Genomic DNA, 20,329 nt, shown 5'->3' on the forward strand with positions numbered 1-20,329 from the left:
AAAATTTGTCCTTTTTTCATCATTTTGCTGTGAATATAAACAACTGAAATCATTTTGTTTATTTTAACAACATCTTATCCACCTGCTTATCAACACGGTTATCCACCCAGTTATAAACAAAGTTATCCACAATCTTATGTGAAAAATAGGATGAAAACACTAAACTTCTGTTGCACCAACTTTCGCCAACTCTGCACGCATTTGATCAATTACCATTTTATAATCGGGTTGACCAAAAATCGCTGACCCTGCAACGAACATATCGGCACCTGCTTCGGCAATCTCACGGATATTTGCAGGGCCAACACCACCGTCAACTTCTAAACGAATATCACGACCACTCGCATCAATAATTTGACGTGCTTGACGCAATTTTTCCAAGGTCATTGGAATAAATTTTTGCCCACCGAAACCAGGGTTTACGCTCATTAACAGGATTTGATCAACTTTATCCAAAACATAATCCAGATGATGTAACGGCGTTGCCGGGTTAAAGACTAAACCTGCTTTAGCACCACCCGCCTTAATCAGTTGTAAAGAACGATCAATATGATCTGTTGCTTCTGGATGGAAAGTAATAATGTCTGCACCTGCTTCCAAGAAATCACCAATCATACGATCAACTGGAGAAACCATCAGATGCACATCAATCGGTGCTTTAATCCCATAGCTTTTTAATGCTTTACAGATGCCCGCACCAAAAGTAAGGTTTGGTACATAATGGTTATCCATCACATCAAAATGCACAACGTCTGCACCCGCAGCTAGAACCTTTTCTACATCTTCACCTAAACGTGCAAAATCAGCAGATAAAATCGAAGGAGCAATTAAATAAGGCTTGGACATGGATGACCTGGCAAACTCTGAGAAAATAATCTAGAGATTATAGCAAATTCATCGCACTTAGGTTTGTTACAAAGTCATTATTACAGCATTGCAAACTTGCAACAGCACGTTGCATGAATACTATTTTTAATCTCAGATGATTTTGTTATTTTTAACGATGAAAAAAGTAGAATATGACCTTAAGACATGAATAGCACAACACAGATTACAACAGATGAAGCAAAACGAATTAGTAAGCGCTTGCTCAATCACTGGAAGCATAAATTTGAAGTGGCTGAAACAGAAGCATACTCAAAAATTTTCATGCCGACTGCAACAGTCACACTTACATCACGTGAGCAATCTTTAGATGTAATGATTGAAAACCAACAAGACAACGTCGAACATCTAGAACAAGTCGTGATTGACCATTTAAATCGTATGGCTCAGCAGGAGTTTATTGTTGAGTGGCAACATCATTAAGAAGCTCGAAAGAGCTTCTTTTTTAATTCATTACTTTTTCGAGTTGAATTATATGGATATGGAGCTGTAAGCGATCATTTTCAATCCGAAATCTATCTAATTTTTCGAAAATATCTGATGTCATATCTTTATCAATAAGCCATAACGTTGAAGTTAAGGCGGTACGCTGAAGTATCCATCTTAAAACGACTGTTAGCCACTTTAATCTGCAAAGTTGTACTCTGCACTTTTACCACCCCTTTTTCAAGCACTACACGACAGCCCCATCGCCCGAAGGTTTTTGACTCTACCATAAAGATCACACCCGACTCTTGGTGAGGGAGATTAAGACCATGCTCCTTGGCGAAGGCACTCAATGCTGCAACTGACATACCAAAAGTAATTTCACCACAGGTTTGGCGCATACGGCTCTCAGCGCTACCAAAGGAATACGAGCAATAAGAGATACTACCAACAATAAGGAGACCTATCATCAGATTTGCTACTTTACTGAATTTGCTCACGAACTTTCCTTAGTGGGAACGTTGGAGCTAAAACACTCTACTGAAAGCATCCACCTTGAACGACTTGTTAGGTTGCACTCATGATTTCTAGATTCCCATCTACAAATCCGATTACAACGGCTCTGGCACCCCTAAGAACTAGAGCTCCTTGTCTTTCAGTGGTTAAGTAATTCTCAATTAGAGTTCTCATCATTGCTAGGCACTCCTCCCAATCGCCTGCACAAATAGATAAGGGAATGTCTATGCCACGGACAGTGGGTACGAAATCCTCATTACATGCCCAATCTTCATCGTTAAGATCAAAGGAAGCTGATCCTATAAGCTCTATTCTATATGGCTCATAAAGATTAAAAGAGTAAGCGATAACTCTTTCTAGAATGGATTCTGAAAGGCAGAGATCTATCCAATTAAAAAACTCCTCTCTGAAATTCACACCGAAATCTCCGTTCAATCTAACTACAGATATATGGCATAACTACCATATAATTAAAAAAAGATATCGCACAATTTTTCTTTTCATTTCGTGGCATTACTCTATCTAACAATTTAGCCTACATATCAAATGGACTACAAAATACTCTTAATGCTTTTCTAACTGAATCGCATGGAATTGCAGATGATCATTGATAAAACTTTGAATAAAGTAATACCCATGATCATAGCCCTTGTGTTGGCGTAGGGTTAAATGTTGCCCTGCATCTAGGCAAGCTTGCTTAAATTTTTCAGGGTTTAATTGAGCATAAAACTGATCGTCTAGACCTTGATCAATTAAAATTTCCTCAAAGATTCCACCCTTTTGCTGAACTAAAGCGGTTGCATCATGCGCTAACCATTGCTGTTGATCCGCACCTAAATATTGGCTAAATGCCTTTTCACCCCATGGGCAAATACTTGGCGCACAAATCGGAGCAAAAGCTGAAACTGATTTAAATTGTTCTGGGTATTTAAATGCCAAGGTTAACGCACCATGTCCACCCATTGAATGTCCAAAAATCCCAATCTGACTTTCGATAATTGGAAATGCTTGTAAAACGTGTGCGTAGAGTTCATCAACCAAATAAGACTCCATTTGGTAATGTTCAGCCCAAGGTTGTTGAATTGCATTGATATAAAAGCCTGCACCCTGACCAATATCCCAATGATCACCTTGTGCAACGCCCTCCCCACGCGGAGAAGTATCAGGGCTAATTAAAATCAGACTCAGTCGAGCAGCCATACGCTGTGCATGTGCTTTAATTGCAAAGGTCTCTTCAGTACAAGTCAAACCTGCAAGATAGAATAATGCTGAACAAGGCTTTCCTTCTAAAGCAGCAGGAGGTAAATACACTCCAACTTTGGTTAAACCGTTAAGATGCTGTGATTCCAGTTGATAAATACGCTGTTCACCCTCAAAACAACGATTTTTTTGCAGTAGCTGCATGTTGATTATCCTGTGTTTTTGTAATGTCTGTTGTTGTGATATTTTGTGTTGGGAATAGATACGGCTCAAGTTGTGGCAACATCAATTCCATGTTACGACCAATGGCCCATTGCGGTTCAGATGGTTCAAATCCTTGCGCGGTTTCCCACTGTGTCACAGTTTGCTTAGACTGATCAAATGCTTTTTTGATTGAGGATTGCTCACGCATCGCTAAATCAAAGAAAGCTCGACCGAAGTAAGTATAATCTGCTTCATTATTACAGCCAAAAGAGGTTTTATCTGCTGCTGAAGCGGTAATAATTAAAGTTTCAGGCGACTGTAATGCAGGAATGAAGCTCCCCGAATAACACGCTGAAATAACAATAACGCGCCAACGAATACCTGACTTATCGAGCGTTTCACGTAGCCATTTTGGATCGACTTGCCCCAACTCTAAAGGTGCATTTTCAATTTCAAAGTGATTACGCTCGCCATGCGATGTCATATACAGGAATAACACATCACTATCACGATTCATCTGCTGCCCAATACGGCGCAAAGCCAACTCAATACTGGTTTTAGAGGCAATCGGAACATCTAAACGTGTCGCAGAATTATTAATCAACATAATAGAACGACCAAACGTTCCAAAACGTGTATCAAACTGCTCTCTGATGCGCTCAATCTCAGATTTGAATACATCAGCATAGCTATCCCCTGCGACACCCATAAAATACCAGTGGCTTTTCGCAATATCTCCATATTGGATTTGATCTAATGCTTTATCCAACACATGACTTTGCGCATAAAAAGCATCTTCAGCAAAACTTGGTGGGGTTTCTTCAACTTTCCAAATCGGCTGATCTTTTACCGAGAGTTGCCAAACCACCATCGTTGCAATCGTTGCCACAAAGACTAAGGCACGTTCCCACCACGGCCAATTTAATGCCCGTGAAAATACCCAAATCACAGCCAGACTTTGCCAGACAAATAGTCCAACAAACAAAGGCGGCAAGAAACCGTTATAGATGGTATCGGGAATAAAATTAAGATAGCCGTTTGAACCTAAATATTGAATCAAACACTGTAACAATAAGATATTGGTATCAAGCACTAACCACAATAACGCAGGTACAAGCATCAAACGGGTTTGATTCATACGTTGCGAAAGGAAAATACCCACAATTAAGGCAATAAAAGGCCAAAGTGCATAACCAATCAATCCTTGTGGATTGAATTCACCAATTTGCCCTGCCACCAACCAACTATAAAGTGAGTTGGTACATCCACCTAAGATCCCCCAGATAATGAGTTGAGTAATTGATGGATGGACAACCTGTAAGGAACGTCGAGACCCAAGGAACAACCACATTCCAGCAATTTGGTTACTTTTAAAATCATGCCAGATATTAATGGAGGGTTTAAGGTCTATCATAAAATTCTTCGGGTGTTTCTCTTTTTAAGCCTAAACTGAAAATATGTTCATCTTTTATAAAATGAATATCGCTTTTCCCAAAAAGGTACGATGTACCATTCTCATTTAAGCTCGACAAGAATTTTTTATCAATCATGCTTTTGCACTATATCACAAATCTTTACCGAGCATTGACCTAAGCTAAACAATCAGTTGGATCAAAGTTAAATTGAACCTTTGGGAAAATATGCATCAAAACGGCAGGCATCACCTAACCATTGGTGATCAGGTGTTTGATCTGCCAGATAAACTGCATGTCGTGGGCGCTTAACGATAACGCGCTTTGCGATCTTATGGGCAAGATGTAACAACTCATCCCCTAAGTCCATTTCACCATCTTCAGGTAATAACAGATGCAGTAATTGCATTTGCTTTTTGACTTGTGCTTGCTTCTTTTGCACTTGATGATTTTGATCTCGCTGTGGAAACATCGGGTCTAAATACACCACATCCACTCGCTCGCCTTGCTGTTCTAATCCATGTAGATAGCAATTTGAATCGGCATGAATAAGTTGAATCCGCTGCATAACAGACTGCAAAAATGGATCGTGTTCCGCTTGAGTTTTCGTATATTCCAATAACACAAATAGGATCGGATGACGTTCAACCAAACGGACATCAGCACCAAGATAAGCCATCAATAAACTATCATGACCTAAGCCTGCGGTTGCATCAATCAAGCTAGGCTTTTCACCCAATTGACATGCTCTCGCAATCATTTCAGATTTCAAACTGGCGCGCTTTAAACGAGGAATCTCAGCATGCCAATCAGGTTGCATTTTCATTCCATTGGCAGCAAGACTGAGTCCATCCTCATCTAAAACCAAAGCCATTTCTGGATTCAGACGAAGGAAACGTGCATTCACTTTCTCAACGATTTGACCTTTGAGTTCGACATCCAAACTCGCTAAACGGGTTTGAAGTTGTTGAAATTGCTCTGCATACTCAGTCTGATACCAACAGATCATTTGCATTACCAATGCACCCAACCTGTCCACCATGTCGCCAAAATAAATAAACCAAAGACAATACGATAGTAAGCAAAGGCTGTGAAATCATGCTTAGAGACATAACGAATTAATGCACGAATCACGATCAAAGCTGAAACAAAGGCAACAATAATTCCAACTGCTAAAATAGCCATATCATTACTATGTAATTCATGACGCATTTTATACATATCCAGTAAGCCTGCACCCATCAACACAGGAATACCAAGGAAGAATGAAAATTCAGCTGCTGCTTTACGTGAAATACCTAAGAACAATGAACCAATAATGGTTGAACCAGAACGTGAAGTCCCTGGAATTAACGCAAAACATTGAATCAGACCAATCAACGCGGCTTGCTTGAAGGTCAAATCCTCAACTTCAGGGCTTATGACCTGATGTTGACGACGTTCAGCCCATAAAATAATGAAACCACCAACAATTAATGCAATTGCAACCGTAACTGCATTAAACAAATAAGCCTTTACCACGTCACCAAAGGTCAAGCCAATAATCACAATTGGAATAGAGGCGATGATTAAATTAAGGCTTAAACGGCGACCTTGTTCTTGTCCTGTGAGTGCGCCAATTAATGCCCCCCACAGTTTGCCCCAATATTCATAGATTACCGCTGCAATCGCACCAATTTGCACAGCAACTGCAAACATTTCTCGTTTTTCAAGCGTCCAAAAATCTAGCAATTGTCCAGCTAGAATTAGATGTCCTGTACTTGAGATTGGTAGAAATTCAGTAATCCCTTCTACCAAACCCATAATTGCTGCTTTAAATAGCAATAAAAGATCCATAATTAACCTTAATTCGCTTTACCTTGTTCTGGAATTTTTTTCCACGCATCATCACGTAAATACACCGGGAGTGCATGCTCAGCATCAACCCATTTTTGCTGCGCTGCATAAATTCGAGCAATTGTTGCAATATCCTGCGCAGTTGCTCTGATTTCTGGGATAGACGTTTTCAGAATGGAAGCCTCTTGCGAGTCTATTTGATTTGGCTTAACCAGTTCTGAACCTGAGCCAATCGCCGTGAATTTACAATATGCCGCAGCTTGCTGATAATTTAATAATTTTTCTTCATCGACTGCTTGCATGATGCCATGTTCATCAACGCTAAAATTAGCAATATAAACTTCTTGCATACGTGCATCGAGAACAGCTGTAACCTGCTGTAATCCTGTCAAACGATATGCAGCTTGCGCCAACGCTTGCAAGCTTGATACAGGAATAACAGGCAAATCTTGTGACCATGCCAATGCTTGGGCAACAGCCGCATTGATACGCACACCACTAAATGAACCTGGCCCGCGACTAAATGCGATTGCGGTTAAATCGGCTAACTGAGTTTGAGTTTGCAGTAAAGCTTGCTCAGTTAAAGGCAAAATCGTTTGGGTTTGTGCTTTTGGTCGCTCATCTAATTGAAAATAGAGTTCTTCAACATCATCAATCAATGAAACAGAACAGTGCTCATTTGCAGTTTCCAATGCAAGCAACTTCATGCAAAAACCTTAGTCTAAAAGAGATAAAAAACGTCGAGTATCATACCCCACTCAAGCGCCCTAAGCGAGTTATTGGCTTTTGCTAGATACAAAAAAGCCAAGTCTATACTTGGCTAAATTTAAATCTAGTTTAGCTTAAAATCATTCGAAGCTAAATTCTTCCAATGCTAAGAAATTTTTATAATGTTCCGCATAATGTAAAGCGCTCAAGCGTAATCGTGCAGCGCCATGCTCATCTAAAGTCTTAATCACTTTTCCTGGTGATCCCATCACCACAGAATTATCAGGGATAACTTTACCCTCAGGAATCAACGCATTTGCACCGATAATACAATTTTTACCAATCACCGCATTATTCAAAATTACCGCATTGATACCGATTAAAGAATTATCTCCAATCGTACAACCATGTAACATCGCTTGATGCCCCACCGTCACATAATCGCCAATATTCAGTTCAATGCCTGCATCGGTATGTAAAACTGCATTTTCTTGAATATTCGAAAAATTTCCAATCCGAATAATACTATTATCCGCTCGTACAACTGCACCAAACCAAATACTGACTCGACGCCCCAATTCAGCTTGACCAATCACTGTCGCAGTTGGTGCAATCCAGCCATCCCAAGGTTCATGTAATGCTTTTGGACTCAATCCCTGATAGGTATACATCATGACAAAACACCCAATTTAAATAAAAGATAACTAAAACTTAGATAATCCAAAATGCGGTGGATTCACTAAAAAAGGCCATTTCTTTTGATGCCCAAGCCCATACTGAAATAACGATACCAACATACGAGCGGTTAAACCCCAAACAATTTCATTTTCCACTTGCATGCTTGGAAAATAAATGGATTGTCGAACTAAACGTACTTCATAGGGTAAAGGGGGTGCATCAATTAATTGCTGTAACGGCGCAAAAAAAATACGATCAATCTCTGTAGGTTGAGCAATTAAGTCCACCTCCGCAGGGATTAATCCTACAATCGGTTTCACAGATAAACCGCTACGGGCTCGTTGTATCGGCAAATCACCCAACAATTTGACGTCAAAAGGATTAAGTGCTGTTTCTTCCTGTGCCTCACGCAAAGCCACCACAATATTACTGGTATCACTTGGATCACGTTTACCCCCCGGAAAAGAGACCTCTCCTGCATGTTGCGATAAATGAATCGAACGACGTGTGAGTAAAACTTTCGGTTGAGGCTCTTGTGTAATCGCAATTAAAACAGCTGCATCAGCTTGTTGGATTCGTTTGGAAAAACGCAACCGTTGTTGTAAAAGCTGTATTAACGATGGTTCTTCCATATGACTCATCTCTTTTTCTCTTTTTCCTTACAAATCATCATAACTGAAATTTTAATGACAATCATAGATCATGATGCGAAGTGATAAAAATTCAGTTATGCTGAGTTATCTCTATGGTTGATGATAATTATGAGCTTTTGCGTTGCGTGTGGACATCAAACTGAAGCAAAAATCCCGCTAGGCGATCATAAAACACGGCTTGTCTGTACACACTGTGGCAACATCCACTATGAAAATCCGAAAGTCATTTGTGGAGCATTGGCCATTTGGGATGATAAGGTGTTACTTTGTCGACGTGCTATCGAACCTCGTTATGGACTATGGACACTTCCTGCGGGTTACATGGAATTATTTGAAACCATGGAGCAAGGTGCTGCACGTGAAACACGTGAGGAAGCTGAAGCCGAAGTTGACATTGAACAACTGTACTGTATGTATAATATTCCGCGTATTGGGCAGATTTATGTGCTGTTCAAAGCACAGATAAAACAAGGTTTATTTGGTGCAGGGGAAGAAAGCCTCGAATGCCGTTTATTTGAAGAACATGAAATTCCGTGGACAGAACTCGCATTTCCGAGTGTAGAGCAGACTTTAAAACATTATTTCTCAGATCGTAAGCAAGGGGTATTCCCCTCTCATCTAGAAACATTAGGTACACGTTTAGATCATACGGGTTAAATAAAAAAAGACCGCTGATTGCGGTCTTTTTTATCTTTAATTTAAGCTTTTATTTTAATTGCTTTACAAGCTGGAATAGTTTGATCTGCAATCTTAATATTTACAGTACCTGAATAACGTTTTGCTAACTCACGCTCTTCTGTTGTAGGTGCTATATAACCATTTCTTTCTGTATCATCTTTTAACTTGTCATACAAATTATTATAAACTAATTGATAGCCTGCATATACATTAGACCATACCACAGTCTTGTCTTTAAAATTACTTAAGTTGATTCCTGTTGGTTGTCCTGCTAGTAAATTATGTAGATTAATTTTAGCACCTGTCCCCGTACTGAGATTTAATCCAAATAAGACACCATCAACATTCCCAAACTTCGGATTAGAGAAAATCATCCGTACTGTCAAAGATTTATCAGTTGCTGAGAAGGATGTTCCACCAGTTGTACCAATACGATACTGGATTTGATCATTACTATCAGTAATTGTTCCATCCGAATTTAAAGTTTTAACAGTACCACACACACCCGTCATATTAGTTGACGTTGAATTATTCTTGATATCCGTACGAATATCACCATTCTCATCAATAACAATTCCTATATCGACACCAGGTATATTCGACTCCTCAAACTTAAAGTTTAAGGTTGCATATAATGGGAAGATATATGACTGGTTAGCTTTAACATTTTTTTCCGTCTTAAAAACATCTTTAGCTAAATAACTAACAGGATTAACTTTGACAATATCGATCACACCTTTATATGTTTGATTGGCAATTGTATGCTGCCATGAACCTAAATGAGTTGTATCAACTGTATCACTGTCCTTTATTTTTGTTAATTCTCTATAAATAGCTTCAGTTCCAGTAATGGTCGTACCATTCAGAATCTTCCCTTTCTGAATGATTAAATCTTCAGCAACATTATTATTAAAGCTAAAATGTAATGGTTGATTCGGATTAAGCGTTCTAGTAATCGGGTTAAGCCAAGCATTCTGTGGATTAACATTCATTTTTACTGGTTTAACTTTAGTTGTTAAAATATAAGGAGCTAACACGATATCTTTTATTATTGTTGCGGGACCTTTCCACTGCTGCCCGTATCCAAGAATATATCCTTGACGGTCTGATAATAATAAAAAACTCCCCATCGAATGTAACAAATTACTCTGATTTCCATTAGTACATGCTGTATATGTACTCTTATTACATCCAAAAAAACCATCTGGTCTAGCTGTTGTCGTAGCGACACCATCACCACTGGCTTTTGCAACTGGTGGATCAGCTTGCCAAACGCCTGTATTGGACACATTTAGGAGCTGTATCAATATTTCAAATGCTTGTTGCTTAGAAAGATTGTCCACTTTTAACCATGGTTTTAATATATCTATATATTCACCACTAGAAAGCTCTTGAACACCAATATCCTTTGAAACATCTATCAATTTATCTTTTTTATCTTGAGTTAGTTCAGTGAGCTGAATATCCCCAGCCACATTATCTTCTCTTTCAATACCTAAACCTTGAAAAATATTGATTAAAGCTAAAGCAACATGAATAGTTTCATCATCAATATCAAGCGCAGTGGGTGTTTTTCCTGTAAGTGCTGCAGCTAAATCAATTAAACGTATTCTGGGTGGAGTTGCTAGTTTTAATTTGGAAATATCATCTAATTTAATAGTTCCTAAACTAATTTTACGTGGGCTCTTCCCTTGAATATAAAATGTGACATTGTCGCCTAATTTACATGCGCCAGTAGCAATATTCCCAACTATCTTTGTCGCAAAATGATTTACTTTATCGGTACTACAATCAAAATTAAGTCCAGCAATTGGATAATCTACTACAAAAGATAAACAGTCAGTCGCAGAAACATCACAACTTGTATTTTCTGTAATACCATTAACACCATTATTTGGATTTTCATTAATATTGGCGCTTTCGCCACCACAACCATTCAATAAAATTGCAATTGTTGATAATGCAAATGGTAATAATATTTTCCTATTCATACTTTATATATCCTAAATTCTTGTTACTGTAAGACAGAAATACGCACCTGTCCCTGATTAGAAAGTTCTTTTTCTGAAACATCCACAGCAGAAGCTAAAGGTGTAATCATCATATAATATGCATTGGCAGGAACTTTTATTATTCCTTGTATCGCAGCATGTTGAAACAAAGTCGCTGTTGTACTTCCATTTTTAAATCCACTTACACCTTCTTGAATACAACCGTTTTCATCAAGAAATACAACTAATGGCCAATAATAATGTGGTTTTTCATTACTTGATGCATAAGAATCGATTTGCATAAACTGAATTGAACTGTCTAATTTAACCAATTCGTATTCAAATTTTTCCTTCAATGGCTTCGTCGGCCAAAGCCCAATTTCCTTTTGAGGTGTCAACGTTTTAATAGATTTGGAATAGTCTTTTATGAAACAACGATCATTCTCAAATGCCAAAGCTAACTCTTGAGGAGATAAGCGTATATAATTTTTTGACAAACTAATAGGCGCATTTGATTGCTGTGCTTTATTCATAAACTTATCTAATACGGAACGACTAATCCCTTTTTTACGTTCAATCGTTTCTAATCGACCAGTACCATCTGGCATCATATAAAAGCGTTTTTTACCTTCTAAATTGAACTCTTGATTCTCTAAATATTCGTTATTTACATATTCAATTCCATCAACGCTAGAAAAAGCAGCACTATTTAGCTCAGTATCACTATTGGAATTAATATCAGAGGTTTCTTTATTCAAAGATTTAGAAGGGTCTTTTTTTTCGGAAATTATAACTTTCGCATCTTCCTGAGCGTTTATTTGACTTTTCCCAAATTGTTTTAACTGATTAGTTTCAGAATGTTCTACCAGACTATTTTCCTTAGTCTGGTTCATCGTGCTGACAGTATTAAGATTTACATCTTTTGTCAATGGCACTGTCAATTCAAAGCGAGGATTGACCGGAGTCTTTGTTACGACTGCTTGTTTTTCAAAACTTTCTCGCTTAGCTTCAGGTACATTATTCGACTGTTTTGATTTATCCGCAACATTACGGTTGTGTATAAGTTCAGAGGAATTTTTTGATATTTTTTTAGGCACAATCATTGGCCGGCCATCAGGACCAATGATTGTGTAAAAACCATCTGCATATAAATTTGATCCATTTGCTAATAATATGCATAAACTCAACATAGCAAATTTAGATCGACTCATCATTTTCTTTTGCATTACCATCTTGTTCTATAGTTAATACCAAGTAAAGTTACTTTAGTATTTGTTTTAACATCCAAACCAGCATATGGATTTAATAAAATATTACCGACACCAGTTTGATTTGACAAACTACTTGTATTTGCCGGAATATCATCACGACTACGCAAAAAGCCTAGCGATAAATCTAAATCAGTATCTTGATCAAAACGGTAACCAATCCCCAAGCCAAACAATTGTGCATTATTAATTGGCACCATTGTGTTTCGCTTATCATCTGGAATTGAACTTGTTCGTGGTTCATATCCCATACGCAACTTCAAACGATCCGTTGCTGAATACTCAAAACCAATCCCCCAACGCCATGATGACTGGAATTTCAAAGGCAATGCTAATGAACGATCTGTCACATCTGCTGATAATAGTTTTGCAACTTTCAATAATGAAATTTGTCTATCAAATTCAAACTTAAATTTGTCCCATGCAGAGAAGTCGGTCCAACCAACATCAAAGTTCATTTGTAAATCAGGGAAAATATTATATTTTATCCCTGCTTTAAAATGTTGTGGATATTTAAAATCCATAGCAACTAAACCAGATTCAACATCTGGAACATAGCCAGGTAATCCGAGAATCGCAGCTAGAATTTGTCCAGTTGCAGAAGAATTAAGACCTGCCACCAATTGTTGCGGAGCAGTTGCGTTATTAATTAAATATTTTCCATGCAATCGCATTTTCGCTTCGCTTTGGTAAACCATACCAAAGCTAAAATCATCTGTCGGTTCCCAAAGTACACCTAAGTTATAGCTTGGACTAAGTGACTGCTCTAGCGAAACATCTAATGAGCCCATTTTATTAAATGGATTCATACCCTCCTTTGCATTACACATACCAAATAACAATAGGTCAGTGATAATATCGCCATTATCTTTAAAGGGTCCACAAACAACTTCATCGACCATACGCAAGACCCCAATCATTTCATTTGGGAAGCGCAGGTCTGTTTTCATTGCAATTGCTTGATAAGACATACCAAAAGATGCACCAATCGAAAGGTGATCATTTACTTGATAAGCAAAGGATGGAGAGAGATAAGTGATACGCTCTAAGGCAACCTGTTGTCCCATATAATTACTAGGGTTACCATCTTCTGCTCCAAAACCTGCCACTAAAGGTGCATATATTGCTGTAGCATAGGTTACTTTTGAACCTGGAGGTTTATAGGCAATACCTGCGGTTGGTGCAGCTAAAGGAGAATTTGGTCCTAAATCTACAATCTTTTTAAGAATCGGCACATAAATACTTGCATATTCAACGTCCCCACTCACCGTACCTTTAAAATCCGTACAAATATTAGAGTCGACCTCAGGTCCATCATTACATACGAGTGGATCATCTGAATAACCAAAAACATTATATCCCGCTGGGGCAGAATAGTCTCTTTTGATTGCAAAGTTCGCTAAAATACCTTGTACATCGGTTTGTAAGCCATCAATTTTCGTCAATGCAGCTGGGTTAAAATGTACAGCACTAATTCCAGGAGGATCTGCAGTAACGGCATTTCCCAATGCAAGAGACCTTAAATCAACCGATAAATCTTGCCCCAATTGGGCATTTGCAATATTTGATAGTCCTGCAACAAAAATAGCTATCGCTAAAGGACATAACTTAGGATATTTCACCATTACATCTCCTTAGCGTATTTTTTTGCCAAAACCTATGATATCTAACGGGAATGATAATCCTAGAGATACATCTGGCGCATCTTCTGTTAATCCAATACCAACCGTTCCATTCACAATAGTTTCTGGCGATACTCTCACACCAAGAGCAAATGACAACATTGCACTACTTTGATCGGCTGACTGATAGCTCTCGCCATTTTTAAAATAGAATTTTGCGCCTGTATTAAAGCTTTGTTGATACGACATGGTTAGTGATACATCATAGTTAAATGAGTACGCAAAACCGAAAGAAAAACCACCACTTAAACCTGGATCAAAACTCTCCAACGTACGTGAACCACGTAATTGATTTAAACCTGTTTCTTTTAAACCATAGTTTGCTGAAACCGAGCTAAAAAGAACTACTGGATCAATATATTTACGAGTACTTGCTCCAACCCCAGCAGAATAATAGCCTTTACCTGTTGATAGTTCATCGATACCAATTTCATATGGACTATCACCTGTTTTAGTTGATAAATTACCAAATAAGACTAAAGGAAGACGACCTTGTTTTAACGGGAATGGTTCCCAACGAGCACCAAATGAAATATCACCAAGACCAGCTGTAGTTGTATCCTGTAATAGATCTTTTTTAGCCATCAATGGGATGGATGTAGAAAGTGTGAGATTATCCAAAAAACCATATTGAACAGTGAACGTATTTGTCAATGTATGATTCGCATCTTCTTCAACACGTAATCGAGCTAATGCACTCGTACTATCACTCGTTGCTAAATCAATTCGACTATCACGATAATAAGTATAATCAATATCATAGTAAGACGAAAAAACACCTGTCTTGATTAAAGAATACTGACGCTCATTGGAAGTGAATACTTCTTGCAAATTTGTTTCTTTAGTTGCATCACCTTCTTGCTTTTGCAAGGCATTAGCTGCTTGATTTGCATCACTTCCTGCTGATGAGCTAGTATCACTCGTTTTCGTAACTGAAGCATCAGTATCAGATGATGCTTGAACTTGCTCAGTTGGGTTGACTGGAGGTTGCTCTTCCGCATAAATTACTGAAGTGATTGTGCTTAAACTTAACGCCAGCACACTCATGTTCATCCATTGATTATTCATTATGACGTCCTACTTATGCATTTAATTTACTAAAATTTAGATGATTATTTACGCTTATAGTACATTCGCATATAAGTCGTGATTGGCTTATTGTAGTTATCAGACTTTGGGTCAGAATCCAATACACGACGCATAGTTGATGCTTTATCTGCAATACGCTCAATTTTTTGATTTGGAAACTGAATTTCAGCTAGAGCATATCTATTTATTGTAGCATCGTCGACATGTCGCATATCAGCATCCTGCAATGCCAATAAATCCTTACGATATTGCTCAGGCACATCAATAATAAATAACGTATTATTATCCCAAATCTCTTTAAAACGAGACTCATCAAAACTAATATTACCTAGCGATGGATCTGCGACATAAACTCGTCCATCTTTATATGCTTTATATACGACAAAATGCTTAAAACCTGCATAAGTAATCGGAACAATTGCGGGTTGCTTAAGAGCAGTTAAATCAGAAAATTCACCGCGATAACCACCACTATTTAAACCTAGAGCTGTTACAAACCGTTTCATATCTAAAAGAGAAAAACTTCTTCGCTCAATAATACGTTGGTATTCACCATATTGAAGCAGCCCAGTCATAGTCTGCTGCTCAGTAAGTTTTAAACCACCGTATCCATTTAAAAGAGTAGTTAAAGCTGCAGAACCGCAACTATAATCATAGGCTTGACGAACAATTCCACGAAACTGATCCGCTACGGCAGGCTTAATTGTCACTGCTTCACGATGATTCCGTGTGAATGAAGGATTTCTAGAATCCAAAGTTTCTGTGTAATACACAGTCCCTTCTGGTTTTTTTTCTATTTCGAAGGCTTGCGTTGTAAAGTAATACATCAATGCAGAGCCTAGAGCAATCTCTAACATAATTCTCTTTTCTTAACAGCGGCATTACTTGCCTTATTCATTTTATTCTTAGCGTCCATGACACTACGTCCCTGTCTGTTGAAGATACCTTTTTTTATAAAAAAAAACAGCATTTTTTTAGTTTTTTTTGACGAAATGTAGCAAAACTTAATGTTCAGTAAACTTATAGAACAAATTAGTGATTAATGTTGCATTTCAATAAAAAATCTAAAATAAATTTCATGATTAAAAAATATTTGCCCAATAAAAAAAGCGCATCATGTGCGCTTTTTTTATTAAACTAAAACTTAGTGACCAGAAATTGTGATACGAGTACCAGCAACATCACCTGCACCTACGTTATAGTAAGTTTGCATGCCTTGAACTTCGATATCACCAATTGAACCAGCAGCAGCGCTACCTAACTTAACACTTTGAACATACAAATCAGTTTTCGGAGTAGAAGCACCTGAACCAGTGATAATTTGTAGGAAACCATTACCCGTAGTTGCAGAAGCACCATATACACTTACTTTTGCATTTACAGTTAAATCTGTGCCATTTGCATCAGCAACTTTAATGCTACCGATACGAATTTCACCAGCTGGGCGGCTTGCAGCAGTAGAAGCTGTTGAATTATCCAAAATACCAAGGTTTGTAATTTCTAAACCACCTTGCATAGTTGTATTCAACATGATCATTGCACCTTGAGGAGCAGCACCCAATTGAATATTTGCACTAGTTACGCCAGTTTTTAAAGTTAAACCAGATAAAATTGCATTGTAGTTAGAAGCAGTATCACCACGACGAATGTTACTTGCACTTGTAGCGCCAGAAGCAGAAACACCAATTTCACCGATGTTAATTGTCAAGCCTGAAACTTGTGCAGCAACGTTTAAGAATGCAGAGTTAGCACCACCAACACCAGCATCTGTATCAATCACGATATCAGCTAAGTTGTGTGAAGCTAAAAGTGAAGTAGCATTTGGAGAAATCACGATACCATTAGTAGCTGTAGCACCAGTACCATTTGCTTTAATTACGATTGCACCAGCAACACCAGTACCACCAAAGCCAGCTGTACCAGCTGTACCAGCTGCAGCCAAACCATCGTTATCGTGAATTAAAACTTTTTCGATTTCAATTTTTGAAATACCGATACCTAAATTGATACCGTCTTGACCTGTTGCAGCGCTTAGTGCAGCATCATCCATTGACTGCATAGCCATTGCATTTGCGCTAATCGCCATTGAAGAAACTAAAGCTAGTTTAGTAAACATTTTCATTGAGCACTCTCCCAAGAGCATTTATTTTTTGACTTACACTACTCTAAACTGTCCACTGTCGTTTTTTTCTTAATGACAACTTGAACTTCCGATCCTTGAGTAGTTCGCTTAGCAAGTACTAAATTACAGGTTTGTTATTTTATGTTCAACTCCTGTTAACCGTTTTTTGTACACAACCCGATAAACGGCATTAGCAATGTTAGATCTTTAATTCTTCTTCATTTAGCAACATCAAGAAAGATCTAAATATTTTAACCACCTTTTTTTACTTGCAGGTAATATCTGATAAAAATCTCCACTTGTCGACTAAATACACCCGTTATCAAAATACAAACAAAATCTCTTTTTTATAATGAAATTTGAAATAAAATACATTTTAAAGCAACTTAATAGCCCAAAAAATTAAATATTAAACAGCTTTCAAGACTATAAAAGATCAGTAGAATTTTTATGATTGTAGTACAATTCATTTTTCTAAATGTATGTGAATGCACTTTCGTTTTATGTCTTATTTTCAGCAAAAGCTTAACACGCAACTCACTTCTGCATTTGATCTACTTTCACAACTTTGTGATATGACAGGTCTCATCTATTTACATGATCAAAACAGCCCTATTATCGCTTTTTTACCGCAAAAATTTTTATTATTTCAACAATCAATACTCAAGCAATTCCATCAAACTGAATTTAATCAATATATACAAACTGAAACAGTATCAATTATAGATTTTTCAAGCTTTGATTCAAAGCAAGCCCCCCAAAGTGACACTTGCTTCAATGGAGGATATATTGGTTTTTTTAGTTATGACTATAGTGCAAATCAGTTTGTAGATGTCACTCATCATCTGCAACCTAATTTCTTCTTAGGTCAATACACGACCTTTTTAAAATTTCATGAGAACGAATGGTACTTTTATAGCGACGATCAAGATCAGAATATTTACGAGCAAATATCGATATTGCTCAATAAACCGATGAGAAAAAAGCTAAATCCGCTTTCTTTAGTTGAAAAATGCCACCCTCGCTGGTCGAAACAACAATATATACAAGCATTCGATCAAGTTCAGGAATATATTAAAGCAGGTGATTGTTATCAAATTAATCTAACTCAAGAGTTCATTGCAACTGCTCAAGGTTCATTATTAGATCAAGCACAAAACTTATGGGAGCTTACTCATGCCCCTTATGCAGGTTATCTGAAAATAGATGATTTTGAGCTGCTCAGCTGTTCACCAGAACTGTTTATTGAATTTCAAGCAAATCGAAAAATTAAAACACGTCCAATCAAAGGCACTATGCCGCGTTTTGAAGATGATCAACAAGACCAAATATCAAAAAATAAACTCAGTCAATCTGAAAAAGATCAGGCTGAAAACGTCATGATTGTTGACTTACTCCGCAATGATTTAAGTGTGTATGCTGAAATAGGCTCTGTTGAGACAACAAAATTATTTGAAATTGAAAGCTTCAATCAAGTACACCATATGGTGAGTGAAATCACAGCAGTATTAAAAGAAGATGTTAATCCAATAGAGATGTTATTGTCGGCACTCCCTGGTGGTTCGATTACAGGTGCACCAAAAATTCGTGCCATGCAAATTATTGAAGAATTAGAAGGTGCTCCACGTGGTGCTTATTGTGGCAGTTTAGGCTATTTTAATTTTGATGGAACAGGTCGTTGGAACATTCTGATCCGTAGCATCCAAAAGTATCAAGATCAATTATCGTTATGGGCTGGCGGTGGTATTACCATCGCATCTAATGCAGAAGCCGAATATCAAGAATGCTTCGATAAAATTTCTGCCATGCTTGATTTAATCAATACATGGCAGATGTCTGAAAACTAAATCTCAATATAGATTTATAAAACTTTCGTTTTAAGGGTATCCACTAGACGTTGGTTTTGTTCATCTGTACCAACCGTGATACGCAAGAATTGATTAATGCGTGGTTTATTGAAATAACGAACAATAATCCCCTGCTCACGGAGTTGTTGTGCAAGCTGTGCAGCATCATGTTGTGGGTGAGTTGCAAAAATAAAATTCGCTTTTGAGGGTAGAACATCAAATCCTAAAGCCGTTAAATCAGCAACCAAGTGTTCACGACTCTCAATCACTTTTGTACATTGAGCTTCAAAATAGCTTTGATCTTCGAAGGAGGCAACTGCAGCTGCAATCGCAAAACGATCAATTGGATACGAGTTAAAACTATTCTTTACAGCTTCAAGTGCGGCAATCAAATGAGATTGTGCGATCGCAAATCCAACACGCAAGCCAGCCAATGACCGTGATTTTGATGTCGTTTGGCAAACCACTAGATTTTCATATTGATTGACCAATTGAACTGCTGATTCTGCACCAAAATCCACATAGGCTTCATCAATCACAATTACTCGATCAGGATTGGCTTTTAACACCTGTTCAATTTGATCTAAGCCTAATGCAATACTCGTCGGTGCATTCGGATTAGTAATGATAATACCGCCATTTTCCTGTTCATAATCCGATACATCAATTTCGAATTTTTCATTCAATGGAATCTGCTTGGTTTGAGTTCCAAAAAACTGGCTATAAACAGGATAAAAACTATAGGTAATATCAGGATAAAGAATCGGCTCTTTCTGAATAAAAAAAGCTTTAAAAATATGTGCTAGGACTTCATCCGACCCATTACCAACAAAAACTTGTTCAATGCCAACATGCTGCTGTTTGGCAATAGCTTGCTTTAGAGCAGTTGCATCTGGGTCTGGATAGAGACGCAGAGCATCCGCGTTATTCACTAAAACAGATTGGACAGCTTCCACAACTTTGGGTGATGGTGGATATGGATTTTCATTAGTATTGAGTTTAAGTAAGTTCTGAATCTTAGGCTGCTCACCAGGTACATATGGCTCAAGCTCACGAACTTCTGGACTCCAAAAACGCATTTGTTCTGCTGTAACCGTCATTGTTCTACTCTCATATATCTCAAAAAAGGGGCTT

20 protein-coding genes are annotated in these 20,329 nt (G+C 37.8%); 3 read left to right on the top strand and 17 right to left on the bottom strand.

Features of this window, described 5'->3' with window-relative positions:
* Window positions 1-159: 159 nt before the first annotated feature.
* Window positions 160-846 carry a ribulose-phosphate 3-epimerase gene (gene rpe / locus C502_RS0106300; RefSeq protein ID WP_018677983.1) on the bottom strand — a complete coding sequence of 229 codons (687 nt, stop codon included), beginning with the start codon at window positions 844-846 and terminating at the stop codon, window positions 160-162.
* A 186-nt stretch (window positions 847-1,032) separates the two neighbouring features.
* Here rpe and C502_RS0106305 point away from each other — a divergent pair, with 186 nt between their 5' ends.
* Window positions 1,033-1,308 (top strand): DUF2218 domain-containing protein, encoded by a 276-nt coding sequence (locus C502_RS0106305; RefSeq protein WP_018677984.1) that lies wholly within the window; start codon window positions 1,033-1,035, stop codon window positions 1,306-1,308.
* Window positions 1,309-1,439: 131 nt separating this feature from the next.
* Here the strand turns inward: C502_RS0106305 and C502_RS0106310 are convergent, their stop codons facing one another.
* From C502_RS0106310 to C502_RS0106350, 9 genes are all read right to left on the bottom strand, one after another.
* Window positions 1,440-1,781: a hypothetical protein gene (locus C502_RS0106310; protein ID WP_154650406.1), complete on the bottom strand. Its 342-nt coding sequence runs from the start codon at window positions 1,779-1,781 to the stop codon at window positions 1,440-1,442.
* A 97-nt stretch (window positions 1,782-1,878) separates the two neighbouring features.
* The gene (locus tag C502_RS0106315) at window positions 1,879-2,244 is read right to left on the bottom strand and encodes a hypothetical protein (RefSeq protein ID WP_018677986.1); all 366 of its coding nucleotides are present in this window, start codon (window positions 2,242-2,244) and stop codon (window positions 1,879-1,881) included.
* Window positions 2,245-2,391: 147 nt separating this feature from the next.
* Window positions 2,392-3,231, bottom strand: a complete 840-nt coding sequence (gene fghA / locus C502_RS0106320) for an S-formylglutathione hydrolase (RefSeq protein ID WP_018677987.1) — start codon at window positions 3,229-3,231, stop codon at window positions 2,392-2,394.
* Window positions 3,200-4,645: a C13 family peptidase gene (locus C502_RS0106325; RefSeq protein WP_018677988.1), complete on the bottom strand. Its 1,446-nt coding sequence runs from the start codon at window positions 4,643-4,645 to the stop codon at window positions 3,200-3,202. Before C502_RS0106325 ends, fghA begins: the two co-directional genes overlap by 32 nt.
* A gap of 203 nt (window positions 4,646-4,848) precedes the next feature.
* Entirely contained in the window at window positions 4,849-5,658 is an 810-nt protein-coding gene (locus C502_RS0106330) for a class I SAM-dependent methyltransferase (RefSeq protein ID WP_018677989.1), read from the bottom strand.
* Window positions 5,658-6,479 carry an undecaprenyl-diphosphate phosphatase gene (locus C502_RS0106335; RefSeq protein ID WP_018677990.1) on the bottom strand — a complete coding sequence of 274 codons (822 nt, stop codon included), beginning with the start codon at window positions 6,477-6,479 and terminating at the stop codon, window positions 5,658-5,660. Before C502_RS0106335 ends, C502_RS0106330 begins: the two co-directional genes overlap by 1 nt.
* Window positions 6,480-6,487: 8 nt before the next feature.
* Complete coding sequence (tsaB, locus tag C502_RS0106340; RefSeq protein WP_018677991.1) at window positions 6,488-7,186, bottom strand: tRNA (adenosine(37)-N6)-threonylcarbamoyltransferase complex dimerization subunit type 1 TsaB; 699 nt, start codon at window positions 7,184-7,186, stop codon at window positions 6,488-6,490.
* A gap of 141 nt (window positions 7,187-7,327) precedes the next feature.
* Window positions 7,328-7,858: a gamma carbonic anhydrase family protein gene (locus C502_RS0106345; RefSeq protein WP_162147117.1), complete on the bottom strand. Its 531-nt coding sequence runs from the start codon at window positions 7,856-7,858 to the stop codon at window positions 7,328-7,330.
* A 33-nt stretch (window positions 7,859-7,891) separates the two neighbouring features.
* On the bottom strand, window positions 7,892-8,506 hold the full coding sequence (locus C502_RS0106350) for a CoA pyrophosphatase (protein ID WP_023274602.1): 615 nt from the start codon (window positions 8,504-8,506) through the stop codon (window positions 7,892-7,894).
* A gap of 120 nt (window positions 8,507-8,626) precedes the next feature.
* Between C502_RS0106350 and C502_RS0106355 the strand changes: the two genes are divergently transcribed.
* Window positions 8,627-9,175: an NUDIX hydrolase gene (locus C502_RS0106355; RefSeq protein ID WP_018677994.1), complete on the top strand. Its 549-nt coding sequence runs from the start codon at window positions 8,627-8,629 to the stop codon at window positions 9,173-9,175.
* 41 nt (window positions 9,176-9,216) lie between these two features.
* Here the strand turns inward: C502_RS0106355 and filF are convergent, their stop codons facing one another.
* The 6 genes from filF to filA form a co-directional block, all read right to left on the bottom strand.
* Window positions 9,217-11,187: a putative pilus system protein FilF gene (gene filF / locus C502_RS0106360; RefSeq protein WP_018677995.1), complete on the bottom strand. Its 1,971-nt coding sequence runs from the start codon at window positions 11,185-11,187 to the stop codon at window positions 9,217-9,219.
* Window positions 11,188-11,210: 23 nt separating this feature from the next.
* On the bottom strand, window positions 11,211-12,413 hold the full coding sequence (filE, locus tag C502_RS0106365; protein ID WP_018677996.1) for a putative pilus assembly protein FilE: 1,203 nt from the start codon (window positions 12,411-12,413) through the stop codon (window positions 11,211-11,213).
* Complete coding sequence (gene filD, locus C502_RS0106370; protein ID WP_026315758.1) at window positions 12,413-14,077, bottom strand: putative pilus system OmpP1/FadL family transporter FilD; 1,665 nt, start codon at window positions 14,075-14,077, stop codon at window positions 12,413-12,415. The genes filE and filD overlap by 1 nt, the downstream gene beginning before the upstream one ends.
* 12 nt (window positions 14,078-14,089) lie before the next feature.
* Entirely contained in the window at window positions 14,090-15,205 is a 1,116-nt protein-coding gene (filC, locus tag C502_RS0106375; protein WP_018677998.1) for a putative pilus system protein FilC, read from the bottom strand.
* A gap of 44 nt (window positions 15,206-15,249) precedes the next feature.
* Entirely contained in the window at window positions 15,250-16,083 is an 834-nt protein-coding gene (gene filB / locus C502_RS0106380; protein WP_018677999.1) for a putative pilus system C39 family peptidase FilB, read from the bottom strand.
* Window positions 16,084-16,370: 287 nt separating this feature from the next.
* Window positions 16,371-17,348, bottom strand: coding sequence for a putative pilus system protein FilA (filA, locus tag C502_RS0106390; RefSeq protein WP_018678000.1), 978 nt, complete (start codon window positions 17,346-17,348; stop codon window positions 16,371-16,373).
* A 503-nt stretch (window positions 17,349-17,851) separates the two neighbouring features.
* Here filA and C502_RS0106395 point away from each other — a divergent pair.
* Window positions 17,852-19,195 carry an anthranilate synthase component I family protein gene (locus tag C502_RS0106395; RefSeq protein ID WP_026315759.1) on the top strand — a complete coding sequence of 448 codons (1,344 nt, stop codon included), beginning with the start codon at window positions 17,852-17,854 and terminating at the stop codon, window positions 19,193-19,195.
* A 14-nt stretch (window positions 19,196-19,209) separates the two neighbouring features.
* Here the strand turns inward: C502_RS0106395 and hisC are convergent, their stop codons facing one another.
* Window positions 19,210-20,295: a histidinol-phosphate transaminase gene (gene hisC, locus C502_RS0106400; RefSeq protein WP_018678002.1), complete on the bottom strand. Its 1,086-nt coding sequence runs from the start codon at window positions 20,293-20,295 to the stop codon at window positions 19,210-19,212.
* Between the last annotated feature and the right edge of the window lie 34 nt (window positions 20,296-20,329).

The sequence above is a fragment of the Acinetobacter tjernbergiae DSM 14971 = CIP 107465 genome (assembly GCF_000374425.1).
GTDB lineage: Bacteria > Pseudomonadota > Gammaproteobacteria > Pseudomonadales > Moraxellaceae > Acinetobacter > Acinetobacter tjernbergiae.